At 62.8% G+C, this 20,843-nt stretch carries 15 protein-coding genes; 12 read left to right on the top strand and 3 right to left on the bottom strand.

Features of this window, described 5'->3' with window-relative positions; genetic code table 11:
- The first annotated feature begins 53 nt into the window (after positions 1 to 53).
- Genes B552_RS0126025 through B552_RS0126010 form a run of 4 tightly spaced genes read left to right on the top strand, consistent with a single transcriptional unit; the run spans position 54 to position 6,831 of the window.
- Positions 54 to 1,517, top strand: a complete 1,464-nt coding sequence (locus tag B552_RS0126025; RefSeq protein WP_019451998.1) for a DUF3375 domain-containing protein — start codon at positions 54 to 56, stop codon at positions 1,515 to 1,517.
- Positions 1,501 to 2,247, top strand: coding sequence for a DUF4194 domain-containing protein (locus tag B552_RS0126020; protein WP_019451997.1), 747 nt, complete (start codon positions 1,501 to 1,503; stop codon positions 2,245 to 2,247). Before B552_RS0126025 ends, B552_RS0126020 begins: the two co-directional genes overlap by 17 nt.
- On the top strand, positions 2,244 to 5,600 hold the full coding sequence (locus B552_RS0126015) for an SbcC/MukB-like Walker B domain-containing protein (protein WP_019451996.1): 3,357 nt from the start codon (positions 2,244 to 2,246) through the stop codon (positions 5,598 to 5,600). The genes B552_RS0126020 and B552_RS0126015 overlap by 4 nt, the downstream gene beginning before the upstream one ends.
- A complete protein-coding gene (locus B552_RS0126010) occupies positions 5,575 to 6,831 on the top strand; it encodes a DUF3322 and DUF2220 domain-containing protein (RefSeq protein WP_019451995.1) in 1,257 nt (418 codons plus the stop codon). Before B552_RS0126015 ends, B552_RS0126010 begins: the two co-directional genes overlap by 26 nt.
- Positions 6,832 to 7,015: 184 nt before the next feature.
- On the opposite strand, the gene gyrB is transcribed toward B552_RS0126010, so the two are convergent.
- The 3 genes from gyrB to dnaA form a co-directional block, all read right to left on the bottom strand.
- Positions 7,016 to 9,541 (bottom strand): DNA topoisomerase (ATP-hydrolyzing) subunit B, encoded by a 2,526-nt coding sequence (gyrB, locus tag B552_RS0126005; protein ID WP_019451994.1) that lies wholly within the window; start codon positions 9,539 to 9,541, stop codon positions 7,016 to 7,018.
- 183 nt (positions 9,542 to 9,724) lie between these two features.
- Positions 9,725 to 10,840 (bottom strand): DNA polymerase III subunit beta, encoded by a 1,116-nt coding sequence (gene dnaN / locus B552_RS0126000; protein WP_019451993.1) that lies wholly within the window; start codon positions 10,838 to 10,840, stop codon positions 9,725 to 9,727.
- 412 nt (positions 10,841 to 11,252) lie between these two features.
- Complete coding sequence (gene dnaA, locus B552_RS0125995; RefSeq protein WP_019451992.1) at positions 11,253 to 12,995, bottom strand: chromosomal replication initiator protein DnaA; 1,743 nt, start codon at positions 12,993 to 12,995, stop codon at positions 11,253 to 11,255.
- Positions 12,996 to 13,839: 844 nt separating this feature from the next.
- On the opposite strand from dnaA, the gene rpmH reads away from it, so the two are divergent.
- From rpmH to B552_RS0125960, 8 genes are all read left to right on the top strand, one after another.
- Positions 13,840 to 13,974 carry a 50S ribosomal protein L34 gene (gene rpmH / locus B552_RS0125990; RefSeq protein ID WP_008650850.1) on the top strand — a complete coding sequence of 45 codons (135 nt, stop codon included), beginning with the start codon at positions 13,840 to 13,842 and terminating at the stop codon, positions 13,972 to 13,974.
- A gap of 145 nt (positions 13,975 to 14,119) precedes the next feature.
- Positions 14,120 to 14,557 (top strand): ribonuclease P protein component, encoded by a 438-nt coding sequence (rnpA, locus tag B552_RS0125985; RefSeq protein ID WP_085958804.1) that lies wholly within the window; start codon positions 14,120 to 14,122, stop codon positions 14,555 to 14,557.
- Positions 14,558 to 14,565: 8 nt separating this feature from the next.
- Positions 14,566 to 14,859: a membrane protein insertion efficiency factor YidD gene (yidD, locus tag B552_RS28640; RefSeq protein WP_083860360.1), complete on the top strand. Its 294-nt coding sequence runs from the start codon at positions 14,566 to 14,568 to the stop codon at positions 14,857 to 14,859.
- A 22-nt stretch (positions 14,860 to 14,881) separates the two neighbouring features.
- Positions 14,882 to 16,549, top strand: a complete 1,668-nt coding sequence (gene yidC / locus B552_RS0125980) for a membrane protein insertase YidC (RefSeq protein WP_019451990.1) — start codon at positions 14,882 to 14,884, stop codon at positions 16,547 to 16,549.
- 128 nt (positions 16,550 to 16,677) lie between these two features.
- The gene (gene tam, locus B552_RS0125975; RefSeq protein WP_019451989.1) at positions 16,678 to 17,448 is read left to right on the top strand and encodes a trans-aconitate 2-methyltransferase; all 771 of its coding nucleotides are present in this window, start codon (positions 16,678 to 16,680) and stop codon (positions 17,446 to 17,448) included.
- A gap of 96 nt (positions 17,449 to 17,544) precedes the next feature.
- Complete coding sequence (locus B552_RS0125970; RefSeq protein WP_019451988.1) at positions 17,545 to 18,306, top strand: CHAD domain-containing protein; 762 nt, start codon at positions 17,545 to 17,547, stop codon at positions 18,304 to 18,306.
- 52 nt (positions 18,307 to 18,358) lie between these two features.
- Positions 18,359 to 19,786, top strand: coding sequence for a tRNA uridine-5-carboxymethylaminomethyl(34) synthesis GTPase MnmE (gene mnmE, locus B552_RS0125965; protein ID WP_019451987.1), 1,428 nt, complete (start codon positions 18,359 to 18,361; stop codon positions 19,784 to 19,786).
- A gap of 158 nt (positions 19,787 to 19,944) precedes the next feature.
- Positions 19,945 to 20,843, top strand: an 899-nt coding sequence (locus B552_RS0125960) for a lysophospholipid acyltransferase family protein (protein ID WP_026036059.1), incomplete at its 3' end; no start/stop codon positions are given.

Raw genomic sequence — 20,843 nt, 5'->3', positions numbered from 1 at the left:
AGGGAGGTCCGTATGTGCTGTGGTGATCGAAGACAGTCACGAGCGAGGGCGCGATGAAAGCCCTGCGCGGTGCCGCCGCCCTCCGCAACCTGCGTGAGCAGCCTTTGTGGCGCTTGCTGGCTGCCACAAAGGCGCCGGCGGTGATTGCCATGCTGCAGTCTCTGTTTGCCGAGACCGAAAAGGCGCTCCCGAACTCGGTTTTGCATGAGAGGCTGGCCCGCGACCTTGACTCGCTGCGTTCGTCAGGAGAAGACCTTCCGCAGACACCACAGGCCTACGTCACCGAATGGCTGAATCAGGGCTGGCTCACACGCAGATTCCCCGCTGGGGCTCCGGAGGAAGAGTATGAGCTCTCAGCTGACACGCTGACTGCGCTTCGCTTCGTCATGGGACTGCTCAAGCCTCGAACTACCGCCACTGAGAGTCGGCTGTCTGTTGTCATCCATCAACTATCGCGGCTTGCAGATGAGACGAACAGCAGCCCGTCGGCGCGCTTGGCCGCGCTGCACGCGGAACGCGACCGAATCGACAGGGCGATTGCTGAGGCGCAGCGGGGTGGGGTGAGGACGCTACCCATCGACCGCGCTATCGAGCGCGCCCGAGAGGTCATCGCGCTGGCGCAAGAACTTGCATCTGACTTCAGGAGCGTGCGCGACGAGTTCGAGCGGCTCAACCGTGGACTGCGTCAGAGCCTCATGGAGAACGAGGGCAGCCGTGGAGATGTTCTTGAGCAGTTGTTCGCCGGTGTCGACCTCATCGGCGAGAGCGACGCTGGACGAACTTTCAACGCCTTCTGGCGCCTGCTCACGGATAGCGAGCAGTCTGCCACCCTGCGCGAGTCGCTGAATGATGTGACGAGTCGGCCGTTTGCCCGCGAGTTGGAATCGCACGAACGCAAGTTCCTGCTGGGCCTGACGGGAGCGCTCTTGAACGAAGGGCGAGGCGTGCATGACGTGCTTCAACATTTCGCGCGCAGCCTGAAGAGCTTCGTGCAGAGCAGGGAATTCCTTGAGCATCGGCGTCTGCATGGTTTGCTCAAGGAGGCTACACAGGCGGCGCTAGCAGCCAAGAACATGGTTCGCCCGAACGAGCAGGTGAGCTTTGAGCTGATGCAGTCGAGCAGCCGCATTCGCTCGGTGTCGCAGTGGGTACTGTACGACCCGGCGCAGCGGGTCACCGACTCTTCAATGCTGGATGCAGAGCCTTCTGAGCTCGACCTCGATACCGTCAGCGAACTCGTTCGGCAATCGGAAATTGACTTCCGCACTTTGAAGCAGCATGTGCGCTCGGTTCTCGAGCGCCAATCGCAAGCCACCATCGGCCAGGTGTTGGCGGAGTTTCCCGCCGAACAAGGACTTGGCAGTGTCGTCGGCTACGTCGCACTGGGCGCCAAGCACGGCGAAGTCACCGAAGATTCCGAAGTTGTCGAATGGCAGGGCGAGGACGCCGCGCAGCGCCGCGCCAAAGTGCCTGCCATCTATTTCATGAGGGAGCGCTATCTTGAATTCGTGGACTGATGAGGCCGATGCGGCTGGGAGCTGCGCTGCTTTTGGCGACGCCGCAGCCGTTGGGGAACACAAAGAAACGGCCACCTTCCTTGGTGATACCGGCTCACTGCCCATTGACACGCGCCGAGTCCTGGTGCAACTGCTGCTCGGCCCTTCGGTCGACGCACGGCGCCAAACGAAGCTTTGGCCGGTGCTGCTGCGCGATGAAACGGTCATCCGCTCGCGGATGCACGAGCTATTCCTTGAGGTGGTCATCGACCACGAGCAGCAGGTAGCGTTCACCCGTCAGGTGGCATCAGAGGAAATCGAAGTTCCCATCCTTCTGCGCAAAGCCTCATTGACCTTCCTGGAAACGGCTCTACTTCTTTTCCTGCGTCAGCGGTTGACCCAGGCCGATGCCCAAGGGGATCGCGCAGTGGTGTCACTGTCGGACATGCAGGAGCACCTGGGAGTGTTCGAGCGTGACAACAACCCTGACCACGCCAAGTTCGGCCGCCAGGTGGTCAACGCGGTAGACAAGGCGAAGAAGCTGAGCCTCCTTCAGCGCATCCGTAGCTCAGACGAGCGCTACGAAGTCGCCCCGACGCTGAAGCTATTGTTCTCGGCCGAGGAGATCCAACAGCTCTCCCGAACCTATGAACGGCTGGCACAAGCGCCCCAGCCAACAGGCGAGCCGGACGACTCCGTCGCGGTCGTCGTGGCTGGCGATGGTGGGAATGAAGACGAGGAGGACCTGTGAATACCGCTGAACCGACATTGGCGCTTGATGGCGCGAGCGACCAGTTCCGTCTGACACGAATTCAGACCTTCAACTGGGGGACGTTCTCCAACGTCTTTGACTTCCCCATCCCGACGCAAGGCTACCTCTTTGTCGGCCCGTCCGGGTCCGGCAAGTCAACGGTGCTGGACGCGCATGCAGCTTTGATGACGCCACCGAAGTGGGTGGACTTCAACGTCGCCGCACGGGAGGCCGAGCGGCATGGCCGCGACCGCAACGTCGTGACGTACCTGCGCGGCGCTTGGGCTCAGCAGACCGGTGACGGTGGCGAGTACGTTTCTCAGTACCTGCGCAGCGGCACGACCTGGTCAGCCATTGCAGAGACGTACCGCAACGAGCAGGGGCGCGTTGTCGTCCTCGCGCAGGTTCTGTGGGTCAAAGGGCATTCGACCGCGCCAGGAGATGCGAAGCGGCTATTCCTGACGTTCGAGCGTGAGTTCGATGTCCAGGAGCTAGAGTTCTTCGCGAAAAGCGAGTTCGACGCGCGCCGCTTCAAGCACGACTTGCCGGACGCGAAGGTTCACACAGAGTTCAGCGCCTACCAGGAACGCTTTCGTCGCCTGCTTGGCATTGACAACGAGCGCGCGCTTCGTTTGCTGCACAAGACTCAGTCGGCGAAAAACCTTGGTGACCTCAACGTGTTCTTGCGCGACTTCATGCTCGACGAGCCCGAGGCTTTCAGCATCGCTACTAGCCTCGTCAACGAGTTTGGCGAGCTCAAGGACGCCCACCAAGAGGTGGTGGCTGCTCGCAATCAGATTCTGACGCTCAAACCAGCGCGCGTCGAGCATATGGAGCTTGACCACGACAACAACGAACGCAATGGGCTACAGGCCATCCAGACCGCCATTGACCAGTACCGTGAACATCGGCGCAAGTTACTTGTCGATGAACGGATTGCGGAGTTGGAGGTGGACAAGGAAGGCTCAAGGCAGGAAGCCTTGCGCCTGACGCAGCTTGCGGACGATGAGTTCGTCAAGCTGACGGACCTTCAGCGTCAGAAGCTCAACCTCGGTGCGGATGTTCTCGACCGGCTCGATGACGAAATCAAGGCAGCGGAAGCAGAGAAGCCTGTTCGGATGGCCAAGCGCGACCAGGCCGCAGCCGCCTGCGAGGTCATGGGGTGGGCGGTGCCTGACAGCGTCGTGTTGTTTGTTCAGCGTGTAGACGCGGCCAAGCAACGCATGCTGAAGGCGCGGGACTTGAAGAAGGAGGTCGAGGACCGCAAGGACCAGCTCAAGACCGACCAAAGGCTGGCCAGCGAAGAGTTCACCAAAACAGTGGCCGAAGTCAAAGCCCTCGAGCGCCAGAAGTCGAACTTGCCGGCACGGCTTGTGGACCTCAGGGAGCGCATGGCCCGCGACCTTTCGATCCCGGAGGAGAAGCTTCCGTTTGTCGGTGAGTTGGTCGAGGTACGCTCTGATGCCGCCGAATGGCGCGGAGCCATCGAGCGTGTTCTCGGTGGATTCGCGCGCTCCATCCTCGTTGATGACAAGCACTACCCGGCGGTTTCGGAGTACCTGAACGGGCGGAATATCGGCGAGCGTCTGGTGTACTTCCGGACCATCCTACAACCCTCGGGACGCACGCCGGGGCCGAACTCGCTGGTCCGCAAGCTGAACCTGGCCAGTGGAAGCTTTGGTGACTGGGTGCGAGAGGAACTGAAGCACTCTTTCGACCTCGAGTGCGCTGACACGTTGCAGGCGTTTCGCAACGCCTCTCGTGCTGTCACTCGTGAGGGCTCGGTCAAACACAACACCATGCGACATGAGAAGAACGACCGTCACTCCGTCAATGATCGCAGTCAGTGGGTGCTGGGCTTCGACAATAAGGAAAAGTTGGCCCTCTACAAGGACAGGGCCGCGGAGCTCGGTGGACGCATCACCGAACTTAAGGTGGGGCTGGACAAGATTGGAGATGAAGAGGACCTCCAGCAGGAACAGCTGTTGCACTGCCAGAATCTGTCGAATCTGACCTGGAACGATGTCGACGTTGGCTCCCTGTTGACTCGCATTGACGACCTGAAGGCACGGCTAAGGGCGGAGCAGGAGGCGAGACCAGACCTTGCAGTCCTGAGCGACCGCATCAAGGCACAGGAAGGCGTCCACTCAACAGCCGTCAGCAAGAAGAACGACGAAGATGCCAAGGGTCGAGGCATCGCCAAGGAAATCGACCAGCTGAACGGCAAGCTCGCCGAACTCACGCGCCTGTGGCCCGGTTGTGAGCGGCCACCGGCGTTCGCAGAGCAAATTTCCTCCCGGTATGTCGCTACGGGTAAGGAAGTCACCCTTGAAAACCTCGACCAAGTGACCAGCACTGTCGAGCGCGCGCTCAATACAGAGCTGCGTGCGCTCGACACCCGACTGACTGAGCTAAAGGGCTCCATCGTACAGCGATTTGCTGAGTTCAATCGGTTGTGGCCTGCGGTCGCTGGTGGGCTGGATGCCACTCTCGCAAGCGCCGAGGACTATCTGGCCAAGCTCAAGCGTCTGGAAGACGACAACCTCCCTGCGTACGAGGACAAGTTCTTCGCGTTGCTTCGCGAGCAGAGTGACCAAAACCTCATGCTGCTGGCGACCAAGCTTGACGAGGAGCGGTCGGCCATTCGGGCTCGAATGGAGCTCGTCAACGAGAGCCTGCGAACCGCGCCGTTCAACCCGGGCACCCATCTGGTCATCGACACGACCGACAAGTCGCTCGAAGACGTCCGGCTCTTCCGCGCGAGCTTGAGGGAATCTCTCAGCCATTCGTTCTCAAACGACCGCGACCTGGCCGAGGAGCGCTTCAACGCGCTGGCCGCGCTCGTCAAGCGCCTCGCAAGCCAGGAAACCGCAGACAAAAACTGGCGCAACCTTGTGCTTGATGTCAGGCAGCACGTCGAATTCGTGGCCCGTGAGCTCGATGAGGATGACATAGAAGTCGAGGTCTACCGCAGCGGCGCCGGGAAGTCAGGCGGGCAGCGCCAGAAACTCGCGGCCACCTGTTTGGCAGCAGCTCTTCGCTACCAGCTGGGCGGCCAAGAGCGGGCACTTCCAAGCTACTCCACCGTTGTGCTCGACGAAGCCTTCGACAAGGCGGACGCCGAGTTCACCGCGATGGCTATGAACATATTCAAGACCTTCGGGTTCCAGATGATTGTGGCCACGCCTTTGAAGTCGGTGATGACGCTAGAGCCCTTCATCGGCGGCGCGTGCTTCGTACACATCAAGGACCGCAAGAAATCCGCCGTCATCCCTATCGAGTACGACGGCGAGACCCAACGCCTGAGGTTGACACAGGACGTGCGCAATGCCGAAGAAGCTTCTGTCTCCTGAAGCCGCGCGCGACTTCCTCGTTCGCCGCTTCAACAACCAGCACCAGACTTGGGTAGCTGGGGGTGGCAGTTGGCCACTGGATGTTTCCTTGGGCGCTCCGACAGAGAAGGACATTGCCGAAGACCCCGGCGCGGTCAGAAGCTGGGCGAGCGCATGGCAGTCCAGAGCCGGACCCGGCGAGGTCGCTTTTGAAGAGCGGCAGTTCGCTCGGCTCGGAAAGCATCGGCTACCGGTCAGCCTGACTTTCTCCGATGCCGGCCAGGTCGCAGCGGCCGTTGGCCAAAGCAGTCGCTGGTCAACAGCGGCAGAACGCTACCAACGGATGGTGAGCCGCTGGCCTTTGCTCGGGCAAGGGAACGCGCTGGCGTCGAGATTCGACGTCCTGGCCGACTATGCCGTTGAGGACTTCGAGCGTTTGATGTCGCTACTGGCGTGGTTGGAGGCAAATCCGAAGTCTGGCCTCTACCTGCGACAGTTGCCGGTGGAAGGCTTGGACACAAAGTGGCTTGAGAAGCGGACTGGCTTGGTGTCCACGCTTCTTCGGGCTTTACGCGTAGCGGTCCCAGATGATCAAAGCGACTTCCGCGAGCTGTGCGGGCTGCGCAAGCCTGCGCATCGCGTCCGTGTCCGACTGCTTTGCCCCTCCCTGCGCACACTCGTCGGCGGTCTGTGCGACATCGAGGCGCCGGTAGGCGAGCTTGCAAGAATGCCGATTGCTCCGAGGGCCGTGGTCATCGTTGAAAACCTCGAGACAGGGCTAGCGCTTCCGGACGTGCCGGGTGTGATCGTCGTCATGCGTCTGGGAAATGCAGTCAGTGCGCTCGGAACGTTGCCATGGCTACAGAGTGCTGGCGCGGTGTACTGGGGCGACATCGACACGCACGGTTTTGCCATCCTAGACCGTGCCCGCAGAGCGGTGCCGCATTTGCGGTCTGTGTTGATGGATGAGTGGACGCTTCTTCGCCATCGAGCGCTTTGGGTACAAGAAGCAACCCAGTGCCCCAACGTGCCGTTGGAAACGTTGACTACCGAGGAACGGGCCTGCTATGACAACCTGAGAGCCCATACGTGGGATCAACGTGTGCGCATGGAGCAAGAGCGGTTGGGTTGGATCGAGGCCATGGAGACTTTGATGCAGGCGCTGGGCGTAGCGATGCCTCATGGTCTGGACAGGGCGCCGCCGAGTGGCTCCCATGAGTCGGCCGCCATGAAAGAGCAACTTGAGGATTGAGCAAAAACCCATGACTGACACCCATTTCTTCATCCCTCTCGCGCTGGGCATAGTTTTGGCCTTGCTGCGCCGTTTCTTGCTGCAGAATTCACCAAAAAATCTGGGCTATCAATAAGAAAAACCCATAAGCTTCTCAACTTATGGGTCCGTTTTTCTCAGGTTAAGCGGCTATCTACAGCCGCCCTCAAACATCAATATTCCGCGCCACCAGTGCATTCGACTCGATGAAGTTGCGGCGCGGCTCCACCTCGTCGCCCATCAGCGTCGTGAAGATCTGGTCGGCGGCGATGGCGTCTTCGATCTGTACCTTCAGCAGGCGGCGCTGCGTCACGTCCAGGGTGGTTTCGAAGAGCTGCCCGGGATTCATCTCGCCCAGACCCTTGTAGCGCTGGCGCGAGACGCCGCGTTCGGCTTCGGACAGCAGCCACTGCATGGCCTGGTGGAAGTCCGCCACGGTCTGCTCGCGCATCTTCTCGCCTTCGCCGCGTCGAGCCTTGGTGCCGTCCGGGATCAGGCCCTGGAACGTTGTGGCCGCGCGCGCCAGTGCTGCGTAGTCGGCGCCGTGGACAAAGTCCGCGTCCAGGTGGGACAGCCGCACGTTGCCGTGGTGGCGGCGCGCGATCATCAGGCGATGCTTGTCGGTCTTTTCGTCGAACTGCGCGTAGACGTCGGCGGTGCCGTCGTCGTTGACCGCGGCACCGATCAGCGTCTTGGCGTGCATCTCGGCTAGCTTGGCCTTCAGGGCTACCGCCGAAGCTTCCGCGGCGGCGGCGCTGTCGAGGTCGAGCGCCACGCCGTCGGCGATCGCGCGCAGTGCGTCGACGTCGACGATACGCGACAGGCGGCCGATCACGCCTTCGGCCAGCTGGTACTGGCGTGCCAGTTCCGTCAGCGCCTCACCGGCGATCTCGCTGCCGTCCGGACGATTCAGCGAAGCCTTCTCCATTGCCAGCTTCAGCATGTAGGCGTTGAGTTCGTTGTCGTCCTTGATGTAGCGCTCTTCCTTGCCGTGCTTGATCTTGTAGAGCGGCGGCTGGGCGATATACACGTAGCCGCGCTCGATGATGTCCGGCATCTGGCGATAGAAGAACGTCAGCAGCAGCGTGCGGATGTGCGAGCCGTCCACGTCCGCATCGGTCATGATGATGATGCGGTGGTAGCGCAGCTTGTCGAGGTTGTAGTCTTCCTTGCCGATGCCGGTGCCCAGCGCCGTGATCAGCGTCAGAACTTCCTGGCTCGACAGCATCTTGTCGAAGCGCGCGCGCTCCACGTTCAGGATCTTGCCCTTGAGCGGCAGGATCGCCTGGAACTTGCGGTCGCGCCCCTGCTTGGCCGAGCCGCCCGCGGAGTCACCCTCGACCAGGAACAGTTCGGACTGGGCCGGATCCTTCTCCTGGCAGTCGGCGAGCTTGCCGGGCAGGCCCATGCCGTCCATGACGCCCTTGCGGCGGGTCATTTCGCGGGCCTTGCGCGCGGCCTCGCGGGCACGCGCGGCGTCGACGATCTTGCCGCAGATGATCTTGGCGTCGTTCGGCGTTTCCAGCAGGAAATCGGTCAGCGCCTTGCTGACCAGCTCTTCCACGGGCAGGCGCACTTCGGAGGACACGAGCTTGTCCTTGGTCTGCGAGCTGAACTTCGGCTCGGGCACCTTCACGGACAGCACGCAGGCCAGGCCTTCGCGCATGTCGTCGCCGGAGGTCTCGACCTTCGCCTTCTTGGCGATCTCGTTCTCTTCGATGTACTTGTTGATCACGCGCGTCATTGCCGCACGCAGGCCGGTCAGGTGAGTGCCGCCATCGCGCTGCGGAATGTTGTTCGTGAAGCAGAGCACCTGCTCGTTGTAGCCATCGTTCCACTGCATGGCCACTTCCACGGCGATGCCGTCCTTCTCGGCGTTGCCGTAGAAGATGTTCTGGTGCAGCGTGGTCTTTGCGCGGTTGATGTACTCGACGAAACCCTTCACGCCGCCGGAGAACGCAAAGTCTTCTTCCTTGCCGGTGCGCTGGTCGACCAGCTTGATATGCACGCCGTTGTTCAGGAACGAGAGTTCACGGATGCGCTTGGACAGCACCTCGTAGTGGAACTCGACGTTCGTGAAGATTTCCTCATCGGCCAGGAAGTGCACTTCGGTGCCGCGCTTGTCCGTCGCGCCAATCACCTTCATCGGCGACACTTCGACGGGCTGGCCATCGGGACCGGTCACGGTCTCGACGATGCGGTTCTGCACCTCGCCCTTGGCGAATTCGATCAGGTTGACCTGGCCATCGCGGCGCACGGTCAGGCGCAGCCACTTCGACAGTGCATTCACGCAGGACACGCCCACGCCGTGCAGGCCGCCGGACACCTTGTAGCTGTTCTGGTTGAACTTGCCGCCGGCGTGCAGTTCGGTCATGGCGATTTCCGCCGCGCTGCGCTTCGGTTCGTGCTTGTCGTCGAACTTGACGGCCGGCGGAATGCCGCGGCCGTTGTCGACGATCGAGATCGAGTTGTCGCTATGGATAGTGACCTGGATCTCGGTGCAGTAGCCTGCCAGGGCTTCGTCGATCGAGTTGTCCAGCACCTCGAACACAAGGTGGTGCAGGCCGGTGCCGTCGGACGTATCGCCGATGTACATGCCGGGACGCTTGCGTACCGCCTCCAGGCCTTCCAGGATCTGGATCGAAGAGGCGCCGTAAGAGTTTTCCTGCTGCGGTGTCTGCTGATCGGTCATGTCTTTCTACTCACGATACTCACGGCAAAAGCGGAAACCTGGCCTGCTCCCAAAGGCAGTGGGTAGCGGCCGGTCCGCGTTTCGCGGGTTACTTAAAAACGGCAAAAGGGGCGGATCGCGCGGATCCGGCCCCTGCTGCGGTGTGTGCCCGATTGTGTTCTGGATGGCGTCTGATGGTGGCCATCAAATGCGCATCGGCATGACAACGTACTTGAAGTTGTCGTCTTCCGGCACGGTAATCAGCGCACTCGAATTGGAGTCGCCGAGGCTGACCTGAACCTGCTCGCTCTTCAGGTTGGCGAGCACATCGAGCAGATAGGTCACGTTAAAGCCGATATCGAGCGCATCGCCCGAATAATCGAGTTCCAGCTCTTCCTGCGCCTCTTCCTGGTCGGCGTTGGTGGAGCTGATCTTCAGCACGTGCGTATCGAGAATGCAGCGCACGCCCTTGAACTTGTCGGTGGTCAGGATGGCCGTGCGTTGCAGCGCCTGTTGCAACTGCACGCGGTCGATCGCGAACGCGTTCTTGTAGCCCTTCGGGATCACGCGCTGGAAGTCCGGGAACTTGCCTTCCACCAGCTTGCTGATCAGTTCGATATTGGCGAACGTGAACTTGACCTGGTTGGCGGCCAGCTGCACCTGCACGGGATCGTCGGTGTCTTCCAGCAGGCGTTGCAGTTCCAGAATGGTCTTGCGCGGAATGATCACTTCCTGGCGCGAACCGGCACCGGTTGCTTCGTTCTCGAGTTCCACGCCGCAATACGCCAGGCGGTGACCATCGGTGGCCACGGCCATGACCTTCTTGCCATCCACCACCAGCAGCATGCCGTTCAGGTAATAGCGGATGTCCTGCTGCGCCATGGCGAAGTGAACCATCGCCAGCAGATGCTTGAACGTCTTCTGCGGCAGGCTCACGCTGGCGTTGAACTCGGCTGCCTCTGCAACGGTCGGGAATTCTTCTGCGGCCAGCGTCTGCAATGCGAAGCGGCTCTTGCCCGATTGCACGGACATGCGTTTGTCGTTCAGCGACAGCGCCACGTCGCCATCGGGCATCGCACGCAGGATGTCCAGCAGCTTGCGGGCGGCCACGGTGGTTGCCACGGTGTCATTGCCCACGCCACACTCGGCATGCGTCGTGATCTGGATCTCGATGTCGGTCGAGAGGAAGGATACGTTCGAGCCGGACTTGCGAATCAGCAGGTTGGCCAGGATCGGGAGGGTGTGGCGGCGCTCCACGATGCCGCTCACGATTTGCAGCGGACGCAGCAGATTGTCTCGCGAGGTTTTGACCAATTGCATTGAATTTATCCTTCGTCGTTTGTCGTTAGCGACCGCAGGGTTGGCGCAACTCCAAATTCACTTAGGAATCAAGGAGTTAATATCGCATTGTACCAAGGATAAGCCGCTGCGGTGAAGCGGGGCGAATTCGGCACGGCGACTGGTTGTGCACAAAATGCCACGCTCCGTCGCCAACCCTTGCCAATCCGTCCCGACTCACCGCAAAGCCTTATCTGAGGCCAGATTCCCGCAATCCAACAGTTTTCCGGCGTCCGTTTGCCGCCGGACGCGCACCCAGTAGTATGCCAGCCCGGCAAGGCCGGCCTTCAAAATCGGCGATAGATCGCTTTTCGGCCAGTTACGCGGCCAATTACGCAGCCAATTGCTCGGCCAGTTGCGCGGCCCCGATCGAGGCGCGCAACCCGTACCCGAATCAGCCCTTGAGCGTCTGCTCGAGCACGTGCAATTCGTGATTGAGTTGCGCGTCCTTGCTGCGTTCTTCGGCGATCTTGCGCACGGCATGCAGCACCGTGGTGTGATCACGGCCGCCGAACAGCTCGCCGATTTCCGGCAGGCTTTTCTGCGTCAGTTCCTTCGCCAGGTACATCGCGATCTGGCGCGGCCTTGCAATGTTGGCCGGCCGCTTCTTCGAGTACATGTCGGCGACCTTGATGTTGTAGAAATCGGCACAGGTCTTCTGGATGTTCTCCACGGAGATCTGGCGATTCTGGACAGTCAGCAGGTCCTTCAGCGCTTCACGCGTGACATCGATCGTGATGTCCTTGCCGTGGAAGTTCGAGAAAGCGAGGATCTTGCGTAATGCGCCTTCCAGCTCGCGAACGTTCGAACGCAGGTGCTTGGCCACGAAGAAAGCCACTTCCTCGGGCACGCTCACGTTTTCGGCGGCCGCCTTCTTCATCAGAATGGCCACGCGCATCTCCAGCTCGGGCGGCTCGATCGCCACCGTCAGGCCGGAGTCGAAGCGCGAAATCAGCCGGTCGTCGATGCCGGTGATTTCCTTCGGATAGGTATCGCTGGTGATGATCACCTGGGCGCGGTTGGCGATCAGCGCCTCGAACGCGTAGAAGAACTCTTCCTGCGTGCGGTTCTTGCCCGAGAAGAATTGAATATCGTCGATCAGCAGCAGGTCCAGCGAGTGGTAGTAGCGCTTGAACTCGTCGAACGCCTTGCGCTGGTACGCCTTCACCACATCGGACACGTACTGTTCCGCATGGATATAGCGGATGCGTGCGCGCGGATTCTCCATCAGCATGAAGTTGCCGATGGCATGGATAAGGTGGGTCTTGCCCAGGCCAACGCCGCCGTAGAGGTACAGCGGGTTGTACGACTTGCCCGGATTGTTGGCGACCTGGATCGCCGCGGCGCGCGCAAGCTGGTTGGCCTTGCCGGTCACGAAGTTGTCGAACGTCAGGATCGGGTTCAGGCGCGAACGCTCGTGCACCGTGTCGCTCTGTTGCGCACCGGGCGCGCCGGGTGCACCTGGCGCTCCTGCGGGCTGAGGCGACGGCACGCGATACGAGCGGGCGCTGGCTTCGGCCGGGTCCATCTGGGCCACGTCGATCTCGCCCATGTCCGGCATGTGCGCGCCCGCGCCGCCTTGCAGCGGATGGCCCGTCGGCACCGCGCCGCGGCCAGCCATGGGGGCGGGCGACTGCGCAGCAGGGTAGGGCGAGTGTCCGGCCGCGCCGGCGTAGCCTGCCGGAGCGCCGTTCGACTGGCCGCGATACTCGGGGTAGCCCCCCATCTGGTTCGGATGTCCGCTGGCACCCTGCGCGGCCGACGCGCCGTAGCCCGGGTTGGCATTGCCGGGATTGCCAGGGTAGGGCGCGTGGGCCGTACCCATTGCAGCGTGCGCATCCTGGCCCGGCTGCATCGCCTGTTGGGGATAGGCGGCCGCACGGCCCGAGGCGGCGGGGTCGAGCACGAAGTGAACGCTAACTTGCGCTTCCCAGTACTCGCACGCGAGGGCCGTAATACGGCCCGAGAATTGGCTCTTGACCCAGTCAAGCTTGAAGCGATTGGGCGCAGCAATACGCAGCGCATGCGCTTCCTCGTCGAAGGCCACGGGCGCCAACGGCTTGATCCAGGTCTTGAACTGTTGCGGCGTCAGTTCGCGCTCAAGTTGCGCGGCTGCCGCCTGCCAGAAATCTTGCATGTGTTCTTTTAAGTGATCGCGCCCTTGCAGGTGCGTCACGAGTGTCGCGGCGTTCGCGCCACGGACTTCCTCCAGACCGCCGGCGCGTCATGCCCGAACGCGTCAACGGCAACACGCCGTTCACGCGCCCAAGGCAGCGAAAACGGCGTCGATCAATCGGTATACGTCGCTGGTATACCGTGGCAGGAAGTCCGGGTTGTGCGTGCGCCACGCGGCCCGTGTGGTGTTTGGACCGGGATTGTACCCCCCCGGCCAAGTTATCCACAAAGGATAACCCTGTGGACAAGTTGTGAAAATTCAGTGGATTGCTGTGCACAACCACTCCCGGGGCCCCACGCCGGATGGGGCAGAAACGGCTGATAATCCATCGGAAACAAGGACTTGATTGCCGTCGCTAATACGTATGGGTGACCGGGAATACCCACAGAGTTACCCACCGACTGTTGTGGACAATGGCGCACGGCGATACTGGACGCACCGTGGCGCACTGTGGCGCGCTCGCCGGGCACCTTCATTTGCCGCCTTGACACTCGCAACGAAAATCGGTTAAATGGCGGGTTCTGCGATGCGGCAGGGGATCACGTATGCGCATCGCCGGGTCTGGCCCGTGCGGCGCATGTAAACATGTGCGGCATCAGGCAAGCGGCCTGATCCCCGCCAGTGCCTCGCCTGAATATGGCGAAGCCAGCGGCGGCCGGCAGCAAGACAGAACCAGAATCGTCGGCAAGGCCGCAGCTTTCCCAGAGTCTGCAAAGCGGCAGCCCCATGCGAACCATACGCGGCGGCCAAGGCGCCCCGGCAACGGCCGGCGCCCGGAAAGCCCGGATCAACCAGAGAGTGCAACATGAAACGTACCTATCAACCTTCCGTTACCCGCCGCAAGCGTACCCATGGTTTCCGCGTGCGCATGAAGACCCGCGGCGGCCGCGCCGTGATCAACGCCCGCCGCGCCAAGGGCCGCAAGCGCCTGGCAATCTGAGCGCCGGGCGCGCCGGCCTGGACGGCAAGCGTCGCAACGCCTTCGTGCGTTGCCCGATGCAGCCGTCTTCGGCCCACCGCCTCGCACTCAGGATGGCCCGGAACGCCGCCCGTCGAAGCCCAGCTTCCCGCTAGCTTTGCCAAGCGTGTCGACCCATGCCTTTCCCAAAGCCGCGAGGCTCACAAAGACGGATGAGTTTTCATCCGTTTTTGCTTTGCGGCCCCGGCGCCGCACTACGCACTTTGTGCTGTATGTGCGCGCCAACGGCCTGGCTCAGGCCCGGCTGGGCATTGTCGTCGGCAAGAAGTTCGCGCCACGCGCAGCCGAGAGAAATCTCGTGAAGCGCATGGTGCGGGAACTGTTTCGGGGCCGGCAGGCCCAATTCGCTGGCCGCGACATTCTGCTGCGGCTGCAAGCAAAGTTTCCGCGCGCGGAGTACTCCAGCCGGTTGGCAATCCGCAAGGCCTGCCATGCCGAACTCAGCGGTTTGCTGGACGTCGCAGCCAAGCCACTACCGGCCGCGCCGGCCGCTCCGCCGGCAGCTTCCCCCGATGTACCGGCCACGCCAGCCGCGCCTGCCTGACCATCACCATGAAGCGAATCCTGCTAGCCCTGCTGCGCATCTACAAGATCGCCCTGAGTCCTTACCTGGGCTCGCAGTGCCGCTTCCTGCCGACGTGTTCCGACTATGCCCGCGACGCAATCGTGATGCATGGCCCGGCGCGCGGCACCTGGATGGCTGCGTGCAGACTCTGCCGTTGTCATCCTTTCGCAAATGGCGGGTATGATCCCGTGCCTGCTACATACGGGACTGCCGCCGCGGCGCCCGCAGCATCCGCCGCGCCAGGCCGCCAGCCTGTCACGGTCCGGCTTCCCAGACCATGATTTCCTTCGACCATAGCTAGACATGGATATCAAACGCACCATCCTGTGGGTCATCTTCTCGATGTCCCTAGTGCTGCTCTACGACAACTGGCAGCGCGCCAACGGCCACGCGTCGATGTTCTTCCCGAGCGCCAATACGCAGCAGCAGGCCACCCCTGCCTCCGGCGCCACGCCCCAGGGCGATGTGCCCAAGGCGAACGTGACGAACGCGAGCGCGCCGGGCGCGGTTCCGGCAGCCCCGCAGGCCGCCGCCCAGCCCACCGGCGAGAAGGTCATCGTGACGACCGACGAGGTGCGTGCCGAGATCGACACGGCCGGCGGCATCCTGTCGCGCCTGGAACTGCTCAACGAGCACGAGAAGGACGGCAAGCCGGTAGTGCTGCTCGAACGTGACGCCAACCGCACGTATCTGGCCCGCTCCGGCCTGATCGGCGGCGACCTACCCAACCACACCACCATGTTCACGGTGGCACCTGGCGCACGCACGCTGGAACCTGGCCAGGACAAGCTCGACGTGACGCTGACCGCCGAGAAGAACGGTGTGAAGTTTGTAAAGACTTACACGTTCCACAAGGGCAGCTACGTGGTGGATACGCGCTTCGACGTGACCAACACTGGCACCGCGCCGGTCTCGCCGACGCTGTACCTGGAACTCGCGCGTGACGGCAGCAAGGTCGAGAAGTCGCAGTTCTACAGCACGTTCACCGGCCCGGCCATCTACACGAACGCCGACAAGTACCACAAGATCACGTTCGAAGACATCGCCAAGGGCAAGGCCAGCGTGCCGGCCGCCACGGACAATGGCTGGGTGGCAATGGTGCAGCACTACTTTGCCTCGGCCTGGATTCCGCAGACCGGCAAGCAGCACAGCTTCTACGCCGAGCAGATCGACCCGAACCTGTACCGCGTGGGTATTCAGCAGCCGCTGGGCCAGCTTGCCCCGGGCGCTACCGCAAGCACGGATGCCCGCCTGTTTGCCGGTCCGCAGGAAGAGCGCATGCTCGAGAAGATCGCCCCGGGCCTGGAACTGGTGAAGGACTATGGCTGGCTGACGATCCTGGCCAAGCCGCTGTTCTGGCTGCTGGAGAAGCTGCACGGCTTCCTGGACAACTGGGGCTGGTCGATCATCGCGCTGACCGTGCTGATCAAGCTGGTGTTCTTCCCTCTGTCGGCTGCCAGCTACAAGTCGATGGGCAAGATGAAGGACCTGCAGCCGCGCATGACGTCCATCCGCGAGCGCTACAAGGGCGACCCGCAGAAGATGAACCAGGAGATGATGGCGCTGTACCGCACCGAGAAGGTCAATCCGCTCGGCGGCTGCCTGCCGATCGTGATCCAGATCCCGGTGTTCATCGCGCTGTACTGGGTGCTGCTGTCGTCCGTGGAAATGCGTGGCGCGCCGTGGCTGGGCTGGATTCACGACCTGTCGGTGCCGGACCCGTTCTACATCCTGCCGATCGTGATGGCCGTGTCGATGTTCGTGCAGACCAGGCTGAACCCGACCCCGCCGGACCCCGTCCAGGCCAAGGTCATGATGATCATGCCGCTGGTGTTCTCGTTCATGTTCTTCTTCTTCCCGGCCGGCCTGGTGCTGTACTGGGTTGTGAACAACATCCTGTCGATCGCCCAGCAATGGCAGATCAACCGCATGCTCGGCAAGGGCAAGACTGCGGCGGTAGCCAAGACCTGATCGCCACGGTTGCCAGACCGACCACGAAAAACCCGGCCACGTGCCGGGTTTTTTGTTTCCGGCGTATGCTTCGCGTTTCAGGTCTTATATAAGACCTGAACATCGCCCAACAACCGGAGGGGAATGCCATGACGTGGTCGGCCAGCCAATATGTGCAATTCGAGGATGAACGGACCCGCCCGGTGCGGGACCTGGTCGGGGCGATCCCCACCGCCAGCGCCCGCCGCGTGGTCGATGTCGGGTGCGGCCCGGCCAACTCCACCGAGGTGCTGGCCGCGCGCTACACCGAGGCCGAGGTCACGGGCCTGGACAGCGACGCCGACATGATCGCCGCCGCGCGCAAGCGCCTGCCGGACCTGCACTTCGACATTGCAGACGTCACGCAATGGGCCGATGCCGGCCCCTGGGATGTGATCCTGGCCAATGCGGTGTTCCAGTGGGTGCCCGACCACGCGCGCCTGTTCCCGTCGCTGGTCAGCAAGCTTGCGCCCGGCGGGAGCCTGGCCGTGCAGATGCCTGACAACCTCAACGAACCGCCGCACCAGTTGATGCGAGAGACCGCCCTCAATGGACCATGGGCCGGCAAGCTGGCCACGGCTGCCGAAGCGCGCACGCCGCTGGCCACGGAGCGCTGGTACTACGAACTGCTCAAGCCGCACTGCACGCGCGTGGACATCTGGCGCACGATCTACCAGCACCCGCTCAAGGGCGGGCCGGCGGCCATCGTCGAATGGTTCAAGGGCAGCGGCCTGCGCCCGTTCCTGGCGCCGCTCAGCGAAGCCGAAAAGGCCGACTACCTGAAGCAGTACGAAGCAGCGCTGGCCAAGGTATTCCCGGCGATGCCGGACGGCACCGTGCTGCTGCCGTTTCCGCGCGTGTTCATCGTCGCCACGCGCTAGGCGGAAAGAGGGGATGGCGTTGGCGACACATGCGCCATCGCCTACACTGCAGTGGCGTCGTGCAGTCTTCTCGACTGCGTACAGAGAGATGCCGCCATGAGCCGCCCGCCCGTGCTGCACCGGAAGATGCGCCCCATGGCCGCCTTTGCCACGCTGGGCGACGAAGGCTTGCGCAACGTCAACGATCGGCTCGACGTCCTGCTGCACCGCGATCAGGTGGAGGACGTGCACGCGCTGCGCGTGGCCGTGCGTCACTTGCGCGCGGTGACCTGGGCCTTTGGCCCGATCCTGCCGCAGGTCATCAAGGGGCGCTGGAACCAGGCCCTCCGTGACGTTGCCGATGCCGCGGGCGCGGTGCGCGACTGGGACGTATTTATCGTCGAAACGCTCCAGCCGGCCCTGGCCCTTCAGCCCGACAATCCCGTACTGACCGCACTGATCGACACCGCGTATGCCAGGCGCGCCGAGGCACGCGTGACGATGATCGCCAGGCTGTCCGGGTACAGGCAGGCGCCGCTGCCCACGTTGCACAGAGACCTGCTGCATCTCTCCGATCCTCGACACCGTCACGGCGATCACGGCCGCATGGTCTCGTTCGCGCCCAGGCGGATCCGCAAGGCACGCGGACGCGTGCGCGAACTGGCGCGCATCGCTCGTGACGGCCAGACCGAGCACGTGCACAAACTCCGTATCGGCAACAAGCGCCTTCGCTATGCGATCGAAGCGCTGGCGGACGTCTTGCCGGACCGCTACCGCAAGCGGCTGCACCACAAGCTCATCGCGCAGCAGACCGAACTCGGCGCCATCATCGACGACGCCGTTGCGCGACGGCTGATGTGCGAATGCCTGGAGGGCTGAATCGCGCCGCACCACGCGGTCGCCATTCAGGCGATCTGCGACAATACCGCCCATGACTGTTTCCCAGCCTCCCATCGCCGCAATCGCCACCGCGCCGGGCCGCGGCGGCATCGGCGTCGTGCGTGTTTCCGGCCCCGATGTCAGCGCCGTCATGCACGCCGTGTGCGGCCGCGCGCTGCAGCCGCGCCATGCCACCTACCTGCCGTTCCTCGACGCCCGCGGCAACGTGATTGACCACGGCCTCGCGCTCTACTTCGCGGCGCCGAACTCGTACACCGGGGAAGAAGTACTCGAACTGCAGGGCCATGGCGGGCCGGTGGTCATGCAGATGCTGCTGGCACGCTGCCTGGAAGCGGGCAAGGACATCGGCCTGCGAGTGGCCGAGCCGGGCGAGTTCACGCGCCGCGCGTTTCTCAACGACAAGCTCGACCTGGCCCAGGCCGAAGCGGTGGCCGACCTGATCGAAGCCAGCACCGAAGCCGCGGCACGATCGGCAGCGCGCTCGATGGAAGGAGAGTTCTCGAACGCGATCCACGCACTCGTCGAGAAGGTCATTCACCTGCGCATGCTGGTGGAGGCCACACTCGATTTTCCCGAGGAGGAGATCGACTTCCTCGAGGCATCCGACGCTCGCGGCCAGCTCGCGCGCATTCGTGACGACCTGGCCGGCGTTCTCAAGCAGGCGCGCCAGGGATCGCTGCTGCGCGAGGGATTGTCGGTGGTGCTGGCGGGTCAGCCGAACGTCGGCAAGTCGTCGCTGCTCAATGCACTGGCCGGCGCCGAACTTGCCATCGTCACGCCGATCGCGGGCACCACGCGGGACCGCGTGCGCGAAACGATCCAGATCGACGGCATCCCGCTGCATATTATCGACACCGCCGGGCTGCGCGACGATGCAGCCGACGAAGTCGAACGCATCGGTATCGAGCGCACGTGGGATGCGATTCGCCGCGCGGACATCGTGCTCCACCTGGTCGACGCAAGCGACTATCTCGAACGTGGCATCTCCGAGATCGATGATCAGATCGACGACCGCCTGAGCGGCCAGTTGCCGCCGGGCTCGCCAATCGTCCGCGTGGTCAACAAGATCGACCTGGCCCCGGCCGCCGGCGAAATGGGCTTTGGCGGCAACCGCCCGCACGTCGTTGCGGCCAACGGCCCGAATCCAACCGAGATCTGGATCTCCGCGCGCTCGGGTGCCGGCATCGACCTGATGCGCCGCGAACTGCTGCGCCTGATCGGCTGGCAGTCAGGCAACGAAGGCACATTCCTCGCACGCGAGCGCCATCTGACCGCGCTGCGCAACGCGCAGTCTCACCTTGAACTGGCCGAGGATCGCGCCTCGCAGCAGGCCCAGGCACTCGACCTGTTCGCGGAGGAACTGCGGTTGGCCCAGGACCATCTGAACAGCATCACGGGCGAGTTCACGAGCGATGACCTGCTGGGGACGATCTTTACGCGCTTCTGTATCGGGAAGTAACGGTAACGCTTCATACTGGCCTGTAAGGGTATTCCCCGAGACGGAAGTAGGCGAGCCACCGGCTCGCTGCTTGTACAGTCTCGGTTGGACGCGCTAAGGATGCGCGTCAGGCTGCCGCATACGGACATACGGACATATGTGGCGAGGACTACGAGACCATGCAAAGTAAGTCGGATTCCCGGGGAAACGTCCTCACCAACGTCTTGAGAGTGTTTGCCAAGTTACCCTTGCCGGTTGTGCACTCGATCGGGCGCATGATTGGCCGGCTGGTCTACGCCTTGCCCGGGCGGTATCGGCAGCATCTGCTGGAGAACGCCGCACAGGCTGGCTTCGCCGCGCCGGCATTTGCCCGACAGGCCGCTGCGGAAACCGGTGCAATGATGAGTGAACTGGCCCACGTCTGGTTTCGCAGTTCCGACTGCATGGCCCGGGTCACCTGCGATGACTTTGAGGTAATCGAGCAAGCCTTGGCCGAACGCCGTGGCCTCATCATGCTCACACCGCATCTGGGCTGTTTCGAGTTGGCCGCGCGCTATGCGGCGGAGCGGATTCCATTCACCATCATGTTCCGGCCACACCGCAAGGCCTTCCTGCGCGACGTACTGGAAACGGTTCGCGACACGTCAAACCTGAAAGCCGTGCCGGCAAACTCGCAGGGAGTGCGCGCTTTCGTACGGGCATTGCGCCAGGGTGAAGCGGTTGGACTGTTGCCGGATCAGGCGCCCAAGGGAGACGGTGTCTGGGCGCCGTTCTTTGGCCGCATGGCCTACACGATTACTCTGCCAGGCAAGCTCGCCGCGCAGACCGGTGCGCCGCTGATCATCGCCGCCGGTGAGCGGCTGCCGGGCGGGCGCGGCTGGCGGATGCATGTGAAGCGTCTTCAAGGGCCATTACCGGAGACCGCCGAAGCGCAGGCCGCGTGGATCAATGCGGAGATGGAGGAAATGGTGAGGCGCTTCCCGCAGCAATATTTGTGGGGCTACAACCGGTACAAGGTGCCTGCGGGCGCTCCGGCCGCACCGACGGGTTGCGGCTCGCAGACGGCCCCGCCGGCCCC

Origin of the sequence: Cupriavidus sp. BIS7 (assembly GCF_000292345.1) — a bacterium.
Taxonomy (GTDB): Bacteria; Pseudomonadota; Gammaproteobacteria; order Burkholderiales; family Burkholderiaceae; genus Cupriavidus.
The sequence above is the reverse complement of the archived record's forward strand: the minus strand, read 5'-3'. Positions and strand labels throughout refer to the sequence as shown.